Origin of the sequence: Caldalkalibacillus thermarum, assembly GCF_014644735.1 — a bacterium.
In the GTDB taxonomy this organism is placed as follows: Bacteria; Bacillota; Bacilli; order Caldalkalibacillales; family Caldalkalibacillaceae; genus Caldalkalibacillus; species Caldalkalibacillus thermarum.
The window spans coordinates 1-16,867 of record NZ_BMKZ01000010.1 but is presented as its reverse complement, the minus strand read 5'-3'; the positions used below and the strand labels follow the sequence as shown (position 1 = coordinate 16,867).

The following is a 16,867-nucleotide window of genomic DNA, read 5'->3' as shown; positions in this document are numbered from 1 at the left end:
TACCGCAAGAAAAGTCAATTACTTTTTTTGATTTTTTTCTGACAACTTCTTACAAGGGTGTTCAGTGGCAGCCGTCCTGGCCAAAATGAAAGTTCCGGCTGCTAATGAGCCGGAACAGAGTGTGAAATCAAGCAAAACGAGAGCTTATTGATTGTTGTAGCGGGCCAGGGCGTCATCGATCAGTTCGTTTGCTTTTTCGACCCCTTCCCAGCCCACGATGTTGGTTTTTTTGTTTTCCAGGTCTTTGTATACTTTAAAGAAATGCTCAATTTCTTTTAAAATGTGGCTGGGTACATCGTCCAGCGACTTCACCTCATCCCAGCGCGGATCATCGGCAGGTACAGCAAGGAGTTTTTCGTCTTCACCTTTGTCATCAGACATGATCAGCACCCCGATGACACGGGAGCGGATGACGCAGCCGGGAAAGGTTGGGAAAGTGGTCAGGACCAAGATATCCAGGGGATCGCCGTCGCGGGCCAAGGTGTTTTCCAAATAGCCATACTCGGTGGGATAATGCATGGGAGAGTACAACACACGGTCTAGGCGGAAAACCCCTCGCTCCTTATCGTACTCATATTTGTTTTGGCTTCCAGTCGGAATTTCAATAAAGGCATCCACTATTCGATTCTCTGCCATTTGTTGAGCCCCTTTCTGTCTTTATCGTTTGTTATGTAGGATAAGTTCATTATAACAAGGAGAAATTGGAATGAAAAGTTTTACTTCTGACCGCTTTGTCCAGAACATGGTAAAATATTAGAGCAGGCTTTGGGATGGAGAGGGTGTGAGTGGGTGAAAGGATTGGATGTGCTGCTCTTGTATATGCTCCAGCAGCTAAACGGAGAACGGACGGTGTCCAGTTGTTATCATATTTTAACGGGCCGCAAAAGCACACAAGCCATCCAAGATGCTGAATTATTCGGATTTAGTGCTTTCTATGGGCTGCTTCAGGACTTAAGCCGCCACGATTATGACCGGACTGTGTCCTGTTTAAGTTTAGCAGGTTACCTATCCAGGCAAGAAAAAGACCGTTTTCTTGTGACTAAGGCTGCGCGGTCAGGGTTAAAGCAGCAATTGACCAATCTCCGTTTTTTTGAGCGCGCCTTCAAATGGAAACAAACCGGGCGAACAATGCAGGACATCCGCCGCTTTTGGGGCAGGTTTCAACTGTTGGGTCAGGTGATTTCCTATTATTTGGCTGGTGCTGCCCGTTACCAGCCAGCAATCAGTGATATGCACATTCAAATTTGGGTTAAATCATTCTGGAAAGGCATCAAAGATAAACACCATTTTGCCAGGGAGTGGGTGCATTCGCTCACCCAACATTTGTCTGAGTTCGATGATGATCTGCTGGCCCATTTGCTTTTGGACCGCTTGAGCGGGTACAAGGTGGCGGGGTATACATATAAACAGCTGGAACACCGCTACGGGATTCCGGAGGTGTTCGTGCGGATTTATACCTTGCAGGCGGCGGCCACATTGTATATGCTCAGTCAAAAGAGAGCCACTCTTTTTACCCGGCTGACTGAGGAGAACCGGCGGGAAGAGGCCGGCCTGATGCAGTCGGCTCTTGAAACCTATCGGCTGCTTCGGCGTGGGCATACACTGGAGGAGATAGCAAACTTGAGAGGGTTAAAACAAAGCACAATTGAGGATCATGTGATCGATATTGCCATTCACAATCCTGATTTTGACTACAGGCAATTTATTTCTGATGATGTGATGAAGGCGGTCAGGCAGGTCAGTAAACGGCTGCAAACCAAAAGGATACGCCCTATTAAAGAACATTTGCCTGACGATATCTCCTACTTTCAGATTCGCCTTGCTTTGGTAAAGGGAGAGGAGCATGAAACAGGGGAGCCACAGGGAAACGATGAACTACGGGGAGGAAAAGGTTAATCTTGAACAGCTTTTGCAGGTTCATTTCGGATACCGGTCATTTCGTCATGGCCAGCGTGAGATTATCTGCTCAGTTCTGAGCGGGAACGATACACTGGTTGTTAAATCGACCGGAGGAGGAAAATCATTATGTTACCAGCTTCCTTCCTTTGTGTTGTCCGGCTTAACGGTGGTGATCACACCGTTAATTTCATTGATGGAAGATCAACTGCGTGAAGCCCGGCTGCAAGGGCGCAAAGATGTGATGGCGCTGCACAGCGGGCTATCCTTGTCTGAACGTCAGCTGATCCTAAGGGATCTTCACCGCTATCGTTTGCTGTATGTATCCCCGGAAGGGATTCAAAACCACCAACTTCTACACCATTTAAAACAGCTGCATATAGCCCTGTTTGTGGTGGATGAGGCTCACTGCATATCCCAGTGGGGGCATGATTTTCGTACTGATTATTTGAAGCTGGCCGATGTAAGGGAGGTGCTTGGACGGCCACCCTGTTTGGCACTCACCGCCACAGCGACCAGGGAAGTGGTGGAGGATATCTGTCGCTGTTTAAGACTGGTCGACCCTCAGACTTTTATTTACAGTGTTGACCGGCCCAATATTGCCATCTATGTAGAAAAGGTGAATGGAGAAGCGGAGAAACTGGCCAAAATCGAGAACTTTTTGCAAAAACGGCATGATCCCGGGATGATTTATTTTTCTTCCCGCCAAAAAGCGGAAGAGGTCTGCCAGACGTTGATCTCCAGAGGGATTCATGATGTGGCCTATTATCACGGGGGAATGAGCAGTGATGAGCGGCAGAAGATCCAACATCAATTCCTCCAGGGTGACTTGCGGCTGATTTGCGCCACCAGTGCCTTTGGGATGGGGATTAATAAGCCTGACATCCGCTTTGTCATTCATTATCATTTTCCACCTAACTTGGAAAGCTATGTGCAGGAAATGGGCCGTGCCAGCCGTGATGGAGAGAGAGGGCTCTCTTACGTGCTTGTCCAAGAAGGAGATAAACAGATTCCCTATCATTTTGTTGAGCAGGAATATCTGCAGGAATCCCATTTGCAGCGCCTGTTCACACTTTTTGACTATTATTTTGGAAAAGACCTTCTTGTGCCTTTTGTTAAACTGTGTGAACAAGTGGGTTGTTCAGCCCAAGCGCTGGAGACGGCCCTGTTTTATCTGGAACAGCTGGAGGTGTGCCGTTTCCAGCGGTTTAAAGAACAGCAGCCTGTCGCTGTTACAGGACAAGTAACACCTGAGCTCAGGGAGCAGATAAGAAAGACATTGGAGGTCTTAAGGCGACATAAGCTGAAAAAGATTCAGCATATGTATCACTGGCTAAATCTGAAGCGTCCCAATTGCAGGCGCCGGTTTATCCTGGACTATTTTGCCCACCCCCATCAGCAATCCTTTAGAGAACAAAGTATTAAGCCTGAGAGCTGTTGTGATCATTGCGGCCTCGCCTCTGACGTGATTTGGACGGACGTGGAAAATCCATGTCGCACGTCCCGGGCTCATGCGTTAACCTGGCAAGAAAAAGTCAGGCGGCTGTGGCCAGTCGAAGGAGCAGATTAACATGAACAAGCGCGATATGTTGGAACAAATGGACAACCGCACATTATATCTTAATCTTGTCCTAACCCAGGGCATTCTGCTGGTGGCCGGACTCATCCTCTATCACTTTTTTCTGCGGCGGAAGGTTTTCTTGACTGATCTGTTTCATACTGAGCGGCTTTTGTTTGCGGTTGCAGCAGGCCTAGGATTTGCTGCCATTGTGCTGCTCATTGATTTCGTGTTAATGAGATTTGTGCCCAAATCATACTTTGATGATGGCGGTGTTAATGAGCGTTTATTCCGAGACGTCAATGTATGGCAAATCGCCTTGATCGCAGTAGGTGTTGCCTTGGTTGAGGAATGGTTGTTCAGGGCCGTCCTTCAAAATTTATTGGGCTGGTTTTGGGCCAGCTTAATGTTTGCGCTTATCCATTTTCGCTATTTTAATCAATGGCTGTATGCCTTGCTGGTCATTGTGATCAGTTTTGGGTTTGGCGGGTTATATGAGTGGACCGGAAGTTTTTGGGCTGTATTTACGGCCCACTTTGCCATTGATTTTACATTGGGCGTCATGTTGCGTTACCGTCTGTTTCACAAAGAATAACGGGTGTCGAAAAAAAGAGGATTTTGGGCAGCAGTGCCGAATGTTAAAGGGGCAAAATACAACTGATTGTGAATGGCAGTAACCACATAAAGGGTGTTATATACAATGGAAGTCAAAAGGCAGCATTCATCTTTTGAAGGGATAAGCAAGCCACATCAGGGATATACTCAACCAAAAGAATCAAGTTCACTTCCTCCGCGGCATACCAAACACGGGCGGAGGCGCAAACAAACAAAAACCAGACGTGTGCATTCACCGTTTTTACAGATTCTGCTGTTTACGTTTTTGGCCCTTATCATGGCCATGATTATACTCTCCTACTGGAAGTTGTCCTGATGATAAAACAAAAGCCATTTTGTGAGGTGAATGGTGATGGACGTACTCAAAGCTATTCGTACCCGGCGCAGTATTGGCAAGGTGAAACCGGACCTGGTGGAGAAGGACAAGATTGAAAAAATATTGGAGGCGGCCAGCTGGGCTCCCAATCACCATATGACCGAACCATGGAAATTTTTCGTGCTGACTGGAGAAGGCAGGCGTCCTTTGGGGCGCATACTGGCTGAGATTGCCAAAGAGGGAATGGAGGATCCAGACACACCCCAAAACCGGGAGAAACTAAAACGGGCAGAAGCAAAAGCCTTCCGGGCCCCGGTCATCATTGCTGTTGCTTGTACGCCAGCAGTTGCGAAACCCAATGTCGAGAAAATAGAAGAACAAGCAGCTGTCAGTGCGGCGATCCAAAATATGCTTCTCACCGCTCATGCTTTAGGACTGGGTGCGATATGGCGCACCGGAAAACCTGCTTATCATCCGAAAATGAAGGCATTGTTCGGTTTAAAGGAAGAAGATGAACTGATGGGCTTTATTTATCTCGGTTACCCCGATATTGAACCACCGCTACGGACTAGAACGCCTGTGGAAAAGAAAACAATCTGGATCGAAAACGATCAACCCTATGCTTAAAATTTAGGGAGTTGTTGCATTTATTCTTGCAATTTAAGCACCAGCATTCCCTCTCCATAAGCAAATTAGGGAAAAATCTTGGGGCGTCTCGTCTTCCTTGTCAGCTAAATTTTTCTTACAATAAAATTGTCCGAAACGAACTTCCCATCCATAGCAAAACACCCTTGAGGAAAGGCGATTGCTGCCTTAAGCCCTTTTTATTGCCTGACGTCGAATAAATAAGATAAGTTAAATCTAACTATGAACGAACAGTAATCAAAGGAGGGGTCAACGAATGGAAATCGGCATTTACACATTTGGAGAACGGACGGTTGATCCGGAAACCGGTCAATTGATTAGCCCGGGGGAACGGCTGCAAAACTTGATGGAGGAAATTGAACTAGCCGATCAAGTCGGACTGGATGTGTTCGGCATTGGTGAACATCATCGTCCCGACTACACCGTATCGGCTCCAGCGGTAGTGCTTGCCGCTGCCGGGACCCGCACCAAACGCATTCGGTTGACCAGTGCAGTAAACGTCTTAAGCTCTGACGATCCGGTGAGGGTGTTTCAACAATTTGCCACCTTGGACCTGCTCACTCAAGGCCGCGCTGAAATCATGGTCGGCCGCGGTTCGTTTATCGAATCCTTTCCCCTTTTTGGCTACGACCTGAAAGATTATGACGAGCTTTTTGAAGAAAAGCTTGATCTGCTGCTCAAGCTGCGAGAATCCGAACGGGTCACATGGGCGGGAAAGCATCGTCCGTCGCTGGACAATCTAGGGATCTATCCGCGGCCTCTGCAAAATCCGCTTCCGGTTTGGATAGCCGTTGGAGGAACCCCGGAGTCGGCCGTCCGTGCAGGCATGCTCGGTCTTCCGATGGCACTGGGCATCATCGGTGGTCTGCCCGAACGGTTCGCCCCCTTTGCTCAATTACACCGGGAGGCAGCGCAAAAGGCGGGGCACGAAACGCCACGCCTCAGTATCAATTCACATGGTTTTCTCGCCGATTCGTCGCGGGAAGCAGCTGACATTGCATTTCCAGCGTTTAAAACGATGATGGATCGGCTGGGACGGGAACGCGGTTGGCCGCCATTGACCCGGGAGCAGTTCGAATTCTCTCTTTCCTTACGGGGCGCCAATTTTGTCGGCAGCCCTGAGCAGGTGATCGAAAAAATCTTGTTCCAGCATGAAATTTTCGGCCACGATCGCTTCCTTCTGCAATTGACCGTCGGCACGCTGCCGCACAAAAAAGTGTTGCGTGCCATCGAACTGCTGGGTACTAAAGTGGCACCGGCCGTCAAGCGGGAAATTGCCCGCAAAAATCGTAAACCGTAACCGATATCCACTAAAAGAAGCTAGCAGCAAGAAAAGGTTTCGGCTGGGCAACAACGGGTGCTGAATCAATTTAATCGGTGGACCATTTCATACTTGTTTCCGCAAGGATCCTGAAAATAAACCGCATAATAAGTCGGACTGATCGGGAACTGCCAGGGACCGCTGTCGATGGTGCCCCCATATCGAACAACAAACTCTGCAATCCCGTCCACCTCCTCCCGGTCATGCGCCCAAAACCCGATCAAATTCTCGTTTGGCTTATGATTGTATAGCGAAATAAGGAACGCTCGGAAGCTCTCCCTCCGCTGCAAACACTTTCCATTTTTCCGAATGGAAAGTGCGGGTAAAATCCCAATATGCCCTTCAGCTCAAAAGTGTGCCGTCTCGAGCCCGGCTCCGCCAGCGTCTAGATGGGCTGGCCCAGATCAGAAAGTGGCGGAATATCCTGCTGGATGAAATGGTCCGGTTACCCAGAAAGGCAGGTCTTGAGCCCAGTGNCCTTTTGATAACACCGATACCCACAAAGAAGGCGTGAGCCGGACCTACAAAGGCTGTGATGGCTATGCCCCCTTATTGGCCTATATTGGCCGGGAAGGGTACGGGTTGTATGCCGAGTTGCGCGAAGGGCGCACCCATGTCCAGAAAGAGGTGGACCAAAAACTGCGGGAGATGATTCCTCGGGCCAAAAGCATGACAGAGAAACCCTTGTTGTTACGGATGGATGCCGGCAACGATGCCCTGAACAACCTGGCCGTTTGTCAGGAAGAAGGGGTGCATTTTATCATTAAACGCAACCTGCGCCGGGAATCCCCCGAAGCCTAGCTGGCCATTGCTCAGGATCAGGGAAAAGCCACGGTGATCCGGGAGGGGTGCACACGCTATACGGGTAAAATCCGTGTGACCGATCCGGGATTGCCCCAACCGGTCTATCAGGTGTTTGATGTGCGGGAAACGACGATCGCCAAAGATGGCCAGATTCTTTTAATCCCAGAGATCACGGTGGATGTTTATTGGACGGATCTGGATGAGGACGTGGCCGATATCTCTTATGTCTGGGGCTGTTTACCTATACCCTGCTGCTACCCTGCTGCGGATCATCAGTCAGGAGAGTTTGCGGGTGAATGACAGCCCCCTGCGCAAAAAAGTGCAGCGGCGCCGGATCCGGACGGTGATCCAGACGTTGATCACCCTGGCAGCAAAAATGGTGACACATGCCCGCCGGCAATATCTGTATATTGGATCACGGGCTTGGTTAACACCGTTTAAACGGCTCTATCAGGCTTTTGCCTAAACCTCGCCCAGACATTTGACCTGTCACTCAAACGCCCTGTGACCAGGGCATCTTTGGCATGCCATCGAAATCTGCTGGGCGGGGGATGGGCTGGAATATATAGGTATTTAAGGTGATAATCAAATATTTTGTGATCATTTTAATGTCTATAAGTCATCATGTGGCAAATATTTAAACCAATCCCGTCCATATGTCACGGATTCAGGAAGACATTAAAAATGCCAAAAACTGGACCTATTGTGAAGAGGATGATTGTTTTATTTGCCCGAATGGAAGGAGAGTAACGTTTAAAAAATACAAAAACAAAAAGAATCCATCTGGCTATGAACAAAGCTTCAAAATATACGAATGTGAAGATTGTACCGATTGCCCATTGAAAGCGAAATGCACAAAAGCGAAGGGAAATCGTCAAGTTCACTGGAATCCCATCTTCGAAGAAATGAAAGCAGAAGAAATGAAAGCAAAGGCCAAAACAGCCCTTGAATGTGAAGAGAAAGCCGCCATCTACGCTCGACGCAAAGTCGAGGCAGAATTAGTGTGTTCGGTCACATCAAGGGCAATCGGTCGTTCCGCAGATTTTCTTTGCGGGGCCTCGACAAGGTACATGTCGAGTTTGGGATTGTGGCATTAGCCCACAACATACTGAAAGTAGCCGGCATCCGCCAGCTACTTTCAGATAAAAATCGAAAAAATATAAAAGCAAGTGGAGAGAAACGAATTGTTTTTCTCCACTTGCTTCATTTTAAGGACTTATCGGACAGCCACGTGAGAAGGGGGGTTGGATGAGCTGTTATTTTGTCATTGATTAATAAGCGACGTGGCCTAAGAAGCACCCACATCCAACGATGATGAGCAGAATGAACAACACTACAATCAACGCAAATGAGCTCCAAGGAGATACAGGATAAGCACCACTCATGCTGGAAAACCTCCTCATCAGGATTTGGTGAGATCTCACATACATAGCATATGTAGATGATAAAAATGTGTTTGGACATTTTCTCCAGGGTAAACGCTGATTTTTGGATATACTACTGAGACAAAGGACAAATATCCATCAAGAGGTGACGATCTTGACGAACAAGCCAAACAATAACAAAAGCCAATATGAACGCTTGAGTGAATTCAATAATTCCATGGTTAACTTTAACATTCCTTTGATCCAGATGGGTGAGTGGATGGATGTGCATCGCTCCTACGGATACCCCTTGGGCACTGAGGAGGCCAATCTGCAACAGACCGCTGGAGATCAAGACAAAAGCGACCTTCAGTAATGGGAGGTCGCTTTATCATGTGTTAGTTTTTATGACTTATTGCATTTGATTCTGATAAGGAAGTTGGGCAGTATAGTTGGAAAATTGTTGGTACGTATTGTCAATTTGCATTTGATCGGCAGCTTGCAGCTTGTACCATCCTTTTTTAAACATCAAGTTATATAAGTTGCGATGACACTCCTGAGTTTGATTTAAGATGGTTTTCAAATCTTGATGTAGTTGATCGTGACTCGCTTCCCATGTGGCTGTATTAATACTTTGACACAGATATTTTTCCGTGGCTAAACAATCATTCATACGGTCACGATCATTCATTTGGGGGCCTTTAGGCTGGTTGGAGGAAGGATTGGCAATCACATTGGGATCTTGTTTGGTCACCATGTCGTATCAGCTCCTTATTGCATTGATTGTTGATTTTGGGACGGTTGCGGTATGCTTTGCATAACCTGGGTGTTGTTATGTTGGCAGTGACGAAGTAGCATCTGATAGTGGCGCATGTGCATCTGACCTGCTTGGTCGAGAGCGGCTTTGATCTCAGGATCGATACATTCCTGGGCAAAATGGTGGCATTTTTTCGTCGCCGTCAGCTGCCAGGACAATTGATCGGTCAAATAAGCCAGATCTTTGGAGGTTATGACTTGTGGCGGACGAGGCATCAGAGGTTGTTGCTGGTTAACTGGTTGTTGTTGCTGCTGCATCATTTCACACTCCTTTGATTGGTTGCGGTTTCGTTTATAATTTATCCCCTGGCCACCACTTTTATCCTCCATTTGTTCAACAAAGTAAGAATAACACCACATCGGAAGAAAAAGGGTATCAACCCAGCTTTTTAGGCCCATACTGATCTATAACCCGGGCTAGTTTGGATCCTGTTTTTGCGAGGAGGAGCAACACATGCCTGCCATTATATCCGTCCATTGTCAAACCCCTCCTTACCGCGTGTCTCAGCGGGAAGTTGTTGATTCCGTCAAAACCTTGTTTAAAGATGATTATGCTGACCTGGAGCGTTATTTAAAGGTGTTTGAAAATGCTAACATTGACCAGCGCTATTTTAGTGCCCCTTTAAACTGGTTTAGCACGGAGCGCTCTTTTCAGGAAAAGAATGACCGGTTTATCCGTGAGGCGTGCCGCCTGGGTGTGGCGGCGATTAATAAGTGCCTGTCTGACCCGAGGTTTTTAAAGAGGAAGATCCAGCCCGGAGAGATTAGTGCGATTATTTTCATTTCCAGCTCAGGGTTAGCCACTCCTACGATTGAGGCCCGAATCATGAATCTCCTTCCTTTCTCCCCTCATACGGTACGCCTCCCGATTTGGGGCTTGGGCTGTGCAGGGGGAGCTGCTGGCATAGCCAGAGCCTGTGATTATTGTCTGGCTCATCCAGAACAGAGTGTATTGGTACTCAGTGTAGAGTTATGCAGTTTAACATTCCAACACCAGGATAAATCTAAAAGCAATCTGGTAGGTACCTCCTTATTTGCGGATGGGGCGGCTTGTGTTTTGGTAGCAGGTGATCAATCTCCGTTGCTTAAGCTATCCTTTTTGAGATCTGTTCCATGGATTGTAGGCTCACAATCTTCCTTTAAGCCCCACTCCGAAGATGTGATGGGCTGGGAGATTAAGAACGAGGGGTTTTATGTGGTCTTTTCCAAGAGCATTCCCTTTGTCATTAAAGATTGGCTGAGGCCTAATGTGGAACAGTTTTTGGCCCGTCATCGTTTACAATTGGAACGGTGTCAACATTGGATTGTCCATCCCGGTGGGCAAAAAGTGTTGGAGGCCTACAGTGTGGCGTTGGGCATTCCCTTGTCACGTTTATCGACAGCACAATACGTCTTAAAAAATTATGGCAACATGTCATCAGCCACGGTTTTATTTGTGTTGGAACACTTTCTGCGGCAAGAGATCGAATGGGGTGACTATGGACTGCTGACGGCCCTTGGTCCCGGATTCAGCTCCGAGATGGTCTTGCTCCAATGGCAAGAAGGGAGGGGGCGCGCTTGACCTTTTTTTGGGGGGTTATCAGCTTCGTTATCGCGCAACGGTTGCTTGAATTAGGCATTGCTGCACGGAATGGGCAGTGGATGAAGAGCCAAGGAGCCTATGAAGTTGGCCGCGAGCATTACAAGTACATGGTATTAGTGCATGTGGGTTTCTTTTTGTCCCTTATATTAGAAGTTCAGCTCTGGCGTAAAGGGTTGCCGCCGTGGTGGGCTTGGCTGTTTGCAGTATTTGTTTTGGCTCAAGTGTTGCGTGTGTGGTGTATTGCATCGCTTGGTAAGTTCTGGAATACACGTATTTTTGTACTCCCTGGCGTTAAGCTGGTGACCAGCGGCCCCTACCGCTTTGTCCGTCATCCCAATTATGCAGTGGTTTTAGTGGAGTTTGTCACTCTTCCGTTGATGTTTGAAGCTTACTTCACCGCTGGCCTGTTTACCCTATTAAAAATCATGCTGCTTGCTGTGCGCATTCCACTGGAAGAAAAAGCTTTGCAAGAAGCGACCAATTATGCACAAGTCTTTGGCGCTAAATCCCGATTAATACCATGATATGGTTAAAAGTCATGGCGATGTTTGCTATAATGAGTTTAACCTGATAAGGGAGTGAACACTGTGCCAAGCCGTGTCGCATTAATTACCGGGGGTGCCAGTGGATTGGGGGTACAAACGGCCCAGCATCTTGCCGCACAAGGGATCCATGTCATGATTAACTATCGTCAAAGCCGCGATAAAGCCCTCGCACTCCAGCAGCGTATTATCGAGCAGGGTGTCCGCTGTGGGCTGGTGCAGGGGGATGTATCCCGCAAAGAAGATTGCCGCCGTATGGTTCGCCAGACAGTAGACCAACTGGGCAGCCTTGACATTTTAATTAATAACGCAGGCCCCTATATTTTTGAGCGGAAAAAACTTGTTGCCTATACGGACGAGGAATGGGAATTAATGATCAATGGCAATTTGTCGGCTGCGTTTTATTTATGCCGTGAAGCGATACCGCACATGCGCCAAAAAAAGTGGGGCAGGATTATTAATTTGGGGTTCAGCCACGCCCATGAAGCAACAGGCTGGATGCACCGGGCCGCTTTTGCAGCTGCCAAGGTTGGGCTTGTTTCGCTGACTAAAAGCTTAGCCATGGAAGAGAGCGAATACGGGATTACCGTTAATATGGTCTGTCCAGGAGATATTGTTGGCCCGCATAAGGAGCAAACGATTAAACAAGTGAGACAGGAACGATCCTTTAATTTGGCGCCCATTGGGCGGCCGGGATCTGGAGAGGATATTGCCCGGGTGATCGCTTTTCTCGTGCAGGAAGATTCCGACTTCATTACCGGCAGTATTATCGATATCAATGGCGGGTTGAATGTTCAAGCCAAGCAGTTGACACGAAACAAAAAAGAAGGGAAACCAAGATGAGGATGGTCCTATGGGGAGAGGAAGATTGCGTCTCTTTTCGGGGAGCTTACCACCATCGGGTTGAACTTAAACTGTTCCCCAAAGAATTTCATGAGGCCGGGCATGTTGTGGCCTTAGCTTTGTATCAAAACCAATTGGTGTTTACCCGCCACAAAAGACGGGGGATAGAATGGCCGGGCGGTAAGGTGGAAAAAGGAGAAAGCCCGCTGGAGGCCGTGGTGCGGGAATTAAAAGAGGAGACTGGCGGGGTAGCCAGGAGCGTGTGGCTTGTGGGGCAGTACACCGTGTTTCCTGCTGGTGAAACCCCCTTTGTTAAAAATATTTATGTGGCTGTCATCAGTCACTTAGTACAACACTATGTGACAGGTGAGGATACATATGGCCCGGTGTTGTGTGACCCAAATATTCACCCCTCTGAAGAACAGGGGTATTCTCCCCTCGTGTGTGATGGAGTGTTTGACCGTGTTCGGCAAACGGTTTTAAAAATCCGTTCTGTTTATTGACTAAAAAATCTCGTTTTGCTCAATGAAAAAAGTGATAAATTTCATATGGGCGGGCATAAAGTGAAATAGGCTTGTTTTGTTCTACCTGGGACAAAACAGACAAGGAGGATATTCTGGTGCAGCACTGGACAAACTGGGGGCTGTTGCTGTTGGCCTGGCTCCTCAGTTCAGCAGCAATCAGTGTCTGGCCGAGATTAAGTGAATTGGACCTGGCCTTACTGGAGGACTTTATGTCCGCCTTGATTTTCCGGCCGTTCCACTATCTGAGCGGCTTTTTCCTGCTCGTCTGCTTTCTGTGTATCGCCCTCGTCTTGTGGCGCAAGATCATCTATGAATGCAAAGTCGCGTTGCTTTTCCGCCAATGGCCAATCCAGATGACGCTCCTGGCTGGTTTATTAACCATTGCCCATGTGCGGGTGTTGTTTTCCTTTGGCCATCTGGCTGTAATCTTAACAGCTGGTTTTGGTATATATGAATTCGTTGCCAATTATCTAAGGAAAAAAAAGGAAGTTATCGTGCTCAAAGACTGATTTTCCAACAACAGCGGAAGTCATATCCTGTTCCCTATTTGGGCAGGTTGTGATAAAGTATAAATAAAGACAGATGGTTCAGCCTAATTGACAAAGGAAGCGATCAGCAATGAACATAAAGCAATAGTGGTTCATATAGTATATAAAGGGAAGGTAAGGGGGTTCAGCTATGAAATTAGAGCGCCTCAACCAGGATAAGATACGCATATTCCTCACTTTTGATGATCTCATGGAGCGAGGAATTAACAAGGAAGATATTTGGCAAGATATCCCCAAGATTCATGAGCTGTTTCATGATATGATGAATCAGGCATACCAGGAACTGGACTTTGAAGTGAACGGACCCGTAGCTGTTGAGGTTTATTCCTTACCTGCACAGGGAATGGTGGTTATTGTCACCCGCGGACGCGGTGCGGTGGATGCGGTTCGAGACGAAGAACATGAAGATATGCAAGATTATTATGAACTCGAAGTCACGTTAGATGAAAGTGACGATATTTTGTTTGTCTTCAACGAATTGGATGATTGCATACAAGTGGCTCATAAATTGGCGCCATTCCTTGAAGGAGATGGAACGCTGTACAAATATAATGACCGTTATTATTTACTGTTTGAAGATTTGGTCGTTGAGGATGAAGTTTATGAACTGTTCATTGCCTTGTTATCTGAATTTGGTGAGCCATCCACTCAAAGTAAATACGTTTTAAACGAATATGGTACGGTCATCATAAAAGAGCGGGCCGTTGAAACGATATGCCGTTATTTTAAACCCTGAAGCAATTCCCCCTTCTCACAGCCGTGAAAGGGGGTTTCACATGGGCTGGGAAAATGTCCGGCTTTTTTTGTTAAAAAATCTTTAAAGGTATCTGCGGAAGGTGTATACTATTTGGTGAATATTGACCATGACGATGAGGTGGGAGTACAAAATGGGAGATAAAGCTGAAGAATCCAAAAACGCACAGGAAAGTATGAATCTGTTACAATCAACACAAATGGTCATTAAGGAAGCCTTGGATAAGCTGGGTTATCCCGAGCAAGTATATGAGCTGCTCAAAGAGCCCATCCGCATGCTCACCGTCCGCATTCCGGTGAGGATGGATGACGGCTCTGTGAAAGTGTTTACCGGATACCGGGCTCAGCACAACGATGCTGTAGGACCGACCAAAGGGGGCATCCGCTTCCATCCTGATGTTACTGAGGATGAGGTGAAAGCGCTTTCTATCTGGATGAGTTTGAAAGCAGGCATTGTTGATTTGCCCTATGGAGGCGGAAAGGGCGGAATTGTTTGTGATCCCCGTAAAATGTCTTTCCGTGAACTGGAACGCTTAAGCAGAGGCTATGTGCGGGCCATCAGCCAAATCGTAGGCCCGACAAAAGATATCCCGGCTCCAGATGTATTTACGAATTCCCAAATTATGGCTTGGATGATGGATGAATACTCCCGGATCAAGGAATTTGACTCTCCAGGCTTTATCACTGGGAAGCCCCTTGTACTTGGCGGCTCTCACGGCAGAGAGTCAGCTACTGCTAAAGGGGTCACCATCTGTATTCGGGAGGCTGCTAAGAAAAAAGGCATCCGCCTTGAAGATTCCAGAGTAGTGATTCAAGGTTTTGGCAATGCTGGGGGATATCTAGCTAAGTTTATGCATGACGCCGGGGCCAAAGTGATCGGCATTTCAGATGCCCATGGTGCTTTATATAATCCCGAAGGCCTGGATATTGATTATTTATTGGATCGCAGGGACTCGTTTGGCACGGTGACTAACTTATTTAAAGATACGATTACAAACCAAGAGCTGCTTGAACTGGACTGCGACATTCTCGTTCCAGCAGCCATTGAGAACCAAATCACGGCTAAAAATGCCCACAACATCAAAGCCAAAATTGTGGTGGAGGCAGCTAACGGCCCGACCACCCTGGAAGCCACCAAGATTTTAACTGAAAGGGGCATTTTGATTGTGCCGGATGTATTGGCCAGTGCCGGAGGCGTAACGGTCTCCTATTTCGAATGGGTGCAAAACAATCAGGGCTATTATTGGTCTGAAGAAGAAGTGGAGAAGCGTTTGGAAGAGAAGATGGTCAAAGCATTTGAGAATGTGTATCAGACGGCTAGGACTCGCAAGGTTGACATGCGTCTGGCTGCCTATATGGTCGGAGTACGCAAGATGGCTGAAGCATCCCGCTTCAGAGGCTGGGTGTAGCTGAACGAAAAAGAGTACACATAGGGCTGTTCCAACTTAAGCTAGTTTGGGACAGCCCTTTTTGCTTGTTTTCCTGACAAACCCATTTGCTGGTAAAGGAATAGGAAGGAAGGAGCATTATTTCTTAGCGGAGAAAGATCTCTTGCAGTTCCTCCCGGTCAGTGGTCAGCTCCAAGGCTACCATTAATTTAAGACGGGCTTTGGGACCGTTTAATCCGTTGGAAAAAATCACGCCCATCTCTTTTAATTGTTTGCCTCCTCCTTTATAGCCGTATAACCCTTCAACAATTCCGTTAAAGCAACGGGAAACCATGACAATGGGAATTCCCTGCTGAATCAGCTTTTCCACAGCTGGGAGAACGGTTACAGGCAAATTACCTTGCCCGAAAGCTTCAAAGACCAGACCGTCAACACCAGAGCGGGCGATTTGTTCCACCCAATCCGCTTCCATTCCGGCTACAGCTTTCAGCAATATCACCTTTTTGGACAGTTTGTTGACGTCATAACGATCTCTGCGGATCGGCTTGTGATGAAAATAAATGCCATGTTTGGTTGTGATGCCAATGGGACCATATTGGGGGGATTGAAACGTACTAATGTTGCTGGTATGGGTTTTGGTCACATTTTTGGCCGTGTGGATTTCATCATTAAAGACCACCAAGACCCCTTTGCCTTTGGCCTCCTCATGGGCAGCCACACGAACTGATTGAACCAGATTAAGGGGACCGTCTGCGCTTAATTCATTGCTGGAGCGCATGGCACCTGTGACAATAACCGGTTGGTGGCCGTCATGAAGTAAATCAAGCATGTACGCTGTTTCCTCCAGTGTGTCTGTCCCATGTGTCACCACGACACCGTCCCAGCCGTTTGATTTGAGTTCTGCTTTTATTTTTTGAGCGAGTTCCAACATCAGTTGGGGTGTTATATGGGGAGAAGGGAGGTTAAGATAATGGTCCACTTTGATGTGCGCATATGGTTCTAAAACGGTATGCACATCGTTTAAGGGATGTTCATCCGTGGGAACAACAGCTCCGCTTGTTTGATCTTGTGACATGGCGATGGTACCGCCCGTATGGATGATAAGGATCCTCTTCTTGGACATTTTCGTATCCTCCGCAGTGTAATTTATAACATTTATATTGTGTCATTTACATCTTTCATTATAGCACAGCCCCATTAGTTCCAAAGTTTATGGTCTGACCAGGTGTGAGTCAAGTATTTCCGGGCAGAGTTTTTTATCCCCATCATGGATGTAAGCGGATTCATTGTTTGAGGGTACTCTCTTGGTCATTTCTTATCCTGTTTTAAAAACCAACCAATCCCTTCAGCGC

24 protein-coding genes are annotated in these 16,867 nt (G+C 47.3%); 18 read left to right on the top strand and 6 right to left on the bottom strand.

The genetic code is table 11. The features are described 5' to 3' along the window. Window positions 1-144: 144 nt before the first annotated feature. Window positions 145-636 carry an inorganic diphosphatase gene (locus tag IEW48_RS05490; protein ID WP_188622931.1) on the bottom strand — a complete coding sequence of 164 codons (492 nt, stop codon included), beginning with the start codon at window positions 634-636 and terminating at the stop codon, window positions 145-147. A 153-nt stretch (window positions 637-789) separates the two neighbouring features. Here IEW48_RS05490 and IEW48_RS05485 point away from each other — a divergent pair, with 153 nt between their 5' ends. The 5 genes from IEW48_RS05485 (at window position 790) to IEW48_RS05465 (ending at window position 6,330) form a co-directional block, all read left to right on the top strand. Then, a complete protein-coding gene (locus IEW48_RS05485) occupies window positions 790-1,896 on the top strand; it encodes a YpbB family protein (RefSeq protein ID WP_188622930.1) in 1,107 nt (368 codons plus the stop codon). Continuing rightward, on the top strand, window positions 1,844-3,466 hold the full coding sequence (locus tag IEW48_RS05480) for a RecQ family ATP-dependent DNA helicase (protein ID WP_188622929.1): 1,623 nt from the start codon (window positions 1,844-1,846) through the stop codon (window positions 3,464-3,466). The genes IEW48_RS05485 and IEW48_RS05480 overlap by 53 nt, the downstream gene beginning before the upstream one ends. A 1-nt stretch (window position 3,467) precedes the next feature. Next, window positions 3,468-4,049, top strand: a complete 582-nt coding sequence (locus IEW48_RS05475; protein WP_188622928.1) for a CPBP family intramembrane glutamic endopeptidase — start codon at window positions 3,468-3,470, stop codon at window positions 4,047-4,049. Between the two features lie 372 nt (window positions 4,050-4,421). After that, window positions 4,422-5,012: a nitroreductase family protein gene (locus IEW48_RS05470; RefSeq protein WP_188622927.1), complete on the top strand. Its 591-nt coding sequence runs from the start codon at window positions 4,422-4,424 to the stop codon at window positions 5,010-5,012. A gap of 274 nt (window positions 5,013-5,286) precedes the next feature. Further along, window positions 5,287-6,330 (top strand): LLM class flavin-dependent oxidoreductase, encoded by a 1,044-nt coding sequence (locus IEW48_RS05465; RefSeq protein WP_188622926.1) that lies wholly within the window; start codon window positions 5,287-5,289, stop codon window positions 6,328-6,330. A 65-nt stretch (window positions 6,331-6,395) separates the two neighbouring features. On the opposite strand, the gene IEW48_RS16995 is transcribed toward IEW48_RS05465, so the two are convergent. After that, entirely contained in the window at window positions 6,396-6,542 is a 147-nt protein-coding gene (locus IEW48_RS16995; RefSeq protein ID WP_229703955.1) for a VOC family protein, read from the bottom strand. A gap of 319 nt (window positions 6,543-6,861) precedes the next feature. Here IEW48_RS16995 and IEW48_RS05455 point away from each other — a divergent pair, with 319 nt between their 5' ends. From IEW48_RS05455 to IEW48_RS17630, 5 genes are all read left to right on the top strand, one after another. Beyond that, complete coding sequence (locus IEW48_RS05455) at window positions 6,862-7,152, top strand: transposase (RefSeq protein ID WP_188622925.1); 291 nt, start codon at window positions 6,862-6,864, stop codon at window positions 7,150-7,152. Window positions 7,153-7,185: 33 nt separating this feature from the next. Then, window positions 7,186-7,455: a hypothetical protein gene (locus IEW48_RS05450; protein WP_188622924.1), complete on the top strand. Its 270-nt coding sequence runs from the start codon at window positions 7,186-7,188 to the stop codon at window positions 7,453-7,455. Then, a complete protein-coding gene (locus IEW48_RS05445; protein WP_188622923.1) occupies window positions 7,448-7,621 on the top strand; it encodes a hypothetical protein in 174 nt (57 codons plus the stop codon). The genes IEW48_RS05450 and IEW48_RS05445 overlap by 8 nt, the downstream gene beginning before the upstream one ends. Window positions 7,622-7,811: 190 nt before the next feature. Continuing rightward, entirely contained in the window at window positions 7,812-8,252 is a 441-nt protein-coding gene (locus IEW48_RS05440; RefSeq protein WP_188622922.1) for a transposase, read from the top strand. Further along, window positions 8,159-8,407 carry a transposase gene (locus tag IEW48_RS17630; RefSeq protein ID WP_188622921.1) on the top strand — a complete coding sequence of 83 codons (249 nt, stop codon included), beginning with the start codon at window positions 8,159-8,161 and terminating at the stop codon, window positions 8,405-8,407. Before IEW48_RS05440 ends, IEW48_RS17630 begins: the two co-directional genes overlap by 94 nt. A 19-nt stretch (window positions 8,408-8,426) precedes the next feature. Here IEW48_RS17630 and IEW48_RS05430 read toward each other — a convergent pair whose 3' ends face one another. Further along, window positions 8,427-8,540 (bottom strand): YjcZ family sporulation protein, encoded by a 114-nt coding sequence (locus tag IEW48_RS05430; protein WP_188622920.1) that lies wholly within the window; start codon window positions 8,538-8,540, stop codon window positions 8,427-8,429. Between the two features lie 154 nt (window positions 8,541-8,694). Between IEW48_RS05430 and IEW48_RS05425 the strand changes: the two genes are divergently transcribed. Further along, window positions 8,695-8,895: a hypothetical protein gene (locus IEW48_RS05425; protein WP_188622919.1), complete on the top strand. Its 201-nt coding sequence runs from the start codon at window positions 8,695-8,697 to the stop codon at window positions 8,893-8,895. Window positions 8,896-8,931: 36 nt separating this feature from the next. Here IEW48_RS05425 and IEW48_RS05420 read toward each other — a convergent pair whose 3' ends face one another. Beyond that, a complete protein-coding gene (locus tag IEW48_RS05420; RefSeq protein ID WP_188622918.1) occupies window positions 8,932-9,276 on the bottom strand; it encodes a spore coat protein in 345 nt (114 codons plus the stop codon). Between the two features lie 14 nt (window positions 9,277-9,290). Next, window positions 9,291-9,596 carry a hypothetical protein gene (locus tag IEW48_RS05415; RefSeq protein WP_371874827.1) on the bottom strand — a complete coding sequence of 102 codons (306 nt, stop codon included), beginning with the start codon at window positions 9,594-9,596 and terminating at the stop codon, window positions 9,291-9,293. Between the two features lie 193 nt (window positions 9,597-9,789). Here IEW48_RS05415 and IEW48_RS05410 point away from each other — a divergent pair, with 193 nt between their 5' ends. The 7 genes from IEW48_RS05410 to IEW48_RS05380 all read left to right on the top strand — a co-directional run bounded on the left by IEW48_RS05410 (window position 9,790) and on the right by IEW48_RS05380 (window position 15,536). Continuing rightward, complete coding sequence (locus IEW48_RS05410; RefSeq protein WP_188622916.1) at window positions 9,790-10,896, top strand: type III polyketide synthase; 1,107 nt, start codon at window positions 9,790-9,792, stop codon at window positions 10,894-10,896. Continuing rightward, window positions 10,869-11,441, top strand: coding sequence for an isoprenylcysteine carboxyl methyltransferase family protein (locus IEW48_RS05405; RefSeq protein WP_188622915.1), 573 nt, complete (start codon window positions 10,869-10,871; stop codon window positions 11,439-11,441). The genes IEW48_RS05410 and IEW48_RS05405 overlap by 28 nt, the downstream gene beginning before the upstream one ends. A 63-nt stretch (window positions 11,442-11,504) precedes the next feature. Continuing rightward, window positions 11,505-12,302 (top strand): SDR family oxidoreductase, encoded by a 798-nt coding sequence (locus tag IEW48_RS05400; RefSeq protein WP_188622914.1) that lies wholly within the window; start codon window positions 11,505-11,507, stop codon window positions 12,300-12,302. Next, the gene (locus tag IEW48_RS05395; protein ID WP_188622913.1) at window positions 12,299-12,805 is read left to right on the top strand and encodes an NUDIX domain-containing protein; all 507 of its coding nucleotides are present in this window, start codon (window positions 12,299-12,301) and stop codon (window positions 12,803-12,805) included. Before IEW48_RS05400 ends, IEW48_RS05395 begins: the two co-directional genes overlap by 4 nt. Before the next feature lie 116 nt (window positions 12,806-12,921). Beyond that, window positions 12,922-13,335, top strand: coding sequence for a hypothetical protein (locus tag IEW48_RS05390; RefSeq protein WP_188622912.1), 414 nt, complete (start codon window positions 12,922-12,924; stop codon window positions 13,333-13,335). 169 nt (window positions 13,336-13,504) lie between these two features. Next, entirely contained in the window at window positions 13,505-14,110 is a 606-nt protein-coding gene (locus tag IEW48_RS05385) for a genetic competence negative regulator (protein ID WP_188622911.1), read from the top strand. A gap of 151 nt (window positions 14,111-14,261) precedes the next feature. Next, on the top strand, window positions 14,262-15,536 hold the full coding sequence (locus tag IEW48_RS05380) for a Glu/Leu/Phe/Val family dehydrogenase (protein WP_188622910.1): 1,275 nt from the start codon (window positions 14,262-14,264) through the stop codon (window positions 15,534-15,536). Between the two features lie 124 nt (window positions 15,537-15,660). Here IEW48_RS05380 and IEW48_RS05375 read toward each other — a convergent pair whose 3' ends face one another. Beyond that, window positions 15,661-16,638, bottom strand: a complete 978-nt coding sequence (locus IEW48_RS05375) for an asparaginase (protein WP_188622909.1) — start codon at window positions 16,636-16,638, stop codon at window positions 15,661-15,663. Between the last annotated feature and the right edge of the window lie 229 nt (window positions 16,639-16,867).

What these genes read in the sequence shown, in the direction of transcription:
- IEW48_RS05490 (WP_188622931.1), bottom strand. Translation starts at nt 636, where the DNA reads ATGGCAGAGAATCGAATAGTGGATGCCTTTATTGAAATTCCGACTGGA.
- IEW48_RS05480 (WP_188622929.1), top strand. Translation starts at nt 1,844, where the DNA reads ATGAAACAGGGGAGCCACAGGGAAACGATGAACTACGGGGAGGAAAAG.
- IEW48_RS05475 (WP_188622928.1), top strand. Translation starts at nt 3,468, where the DNA reads ATGAACAAGCGCGATATGTTGGAACAAATGGACAACCGCACATTATAT.
- IEW48_RS05470 (WP_188622927.1), top strand. Translation starts at nt 4,422, where the DNA reads ATGGACGTACTCAAAGCTATTCGTACCCGGCGCAGTATTGGCAAGGTG.
- IEW48_RS05465 (WP_188622926.1), top strand. Translation starts at nt 5,287, where the DNA reads ATGGAAATCGGCATTTACACATTTGGAGAACGGACGGTTGATCCGGAA.
- IEW48_RS05440 (WP_188622922.1), top strand. Translation starts at nt 7,812, where the DNA reads ATGTCACGGATTCAGGAAGACATTAAAAATGCCAAAAACTGGACCTAT.
- IEW48_RS05430 (WP_188622920.1), bottom strand. Translation starts at nt 8,540, where the DNA reads ATGAGTGGTGCTTATCCTGTATCTCCTTGGAGCTCATTTGCGTTGATT.
- IEW48_RS05420 (WP_188622918.1), bottom strand. Translation starts at nt 9,276, where the DNA reads ATGGTGACCAAACAAGATCCCAATGTGATTGCCAATCCTTCCTCCAAC.
- IEW48_RS05415 (WP_371874827.1), bottom strand. Translation starts at nt 9,596, where the DNA reads ATGATGCAGCAGCAACAACAACCAGTTAACCAGCAACAACCTCTGATG.
- IEW48_RS05410 (WP_188622916.1), top strand. Translation starts at nt 9,790, where the DNA reads ATGCCTGCCATTATATCCGTCCATTGTCAAACCCCTCCTTACCGCGTG.
- IEW48_RS05405 (WP_188622915.1), top strand. Translation starts at nt 10,869, where the DNA reads ATGGCAAGAAGGGAGGGGGCGCGCTTGACCTTTTTTTGGGGGGTTATC.
- IEW48_RS05395 (WP_188622913.1), top strand. Translation starts at nt 12,299, where the DNA reads ATGAGGATGGTCCTATGGGGAGAGGAAGATTGCGTCTCTTTTCGGGGA.
- IEW48_RS05385 (WP_188622911.1), top strand. Translation starts at nt 13,505, where the DNA reads ATGAAATTAGAGCGCCTCAACCAGGATAAGATACGCATATTCCTCACT.
- IEW48_RS05380 (WP_188622910.1), top strand. Translation starts at nt 14,262, where the DNA reads ATGGGAGATAAAGCTGAAGAATCCAAAAACGCACAGGAAAGTATGAAT.
- IEW48_RS05375 (WP_188622909.1), bottom strand. Translation starts at nt 16,638, where the DNA reads ATGTCCAAGAAGAGGATCCTTATCATCCATACGGGCGGTACCATCGCC.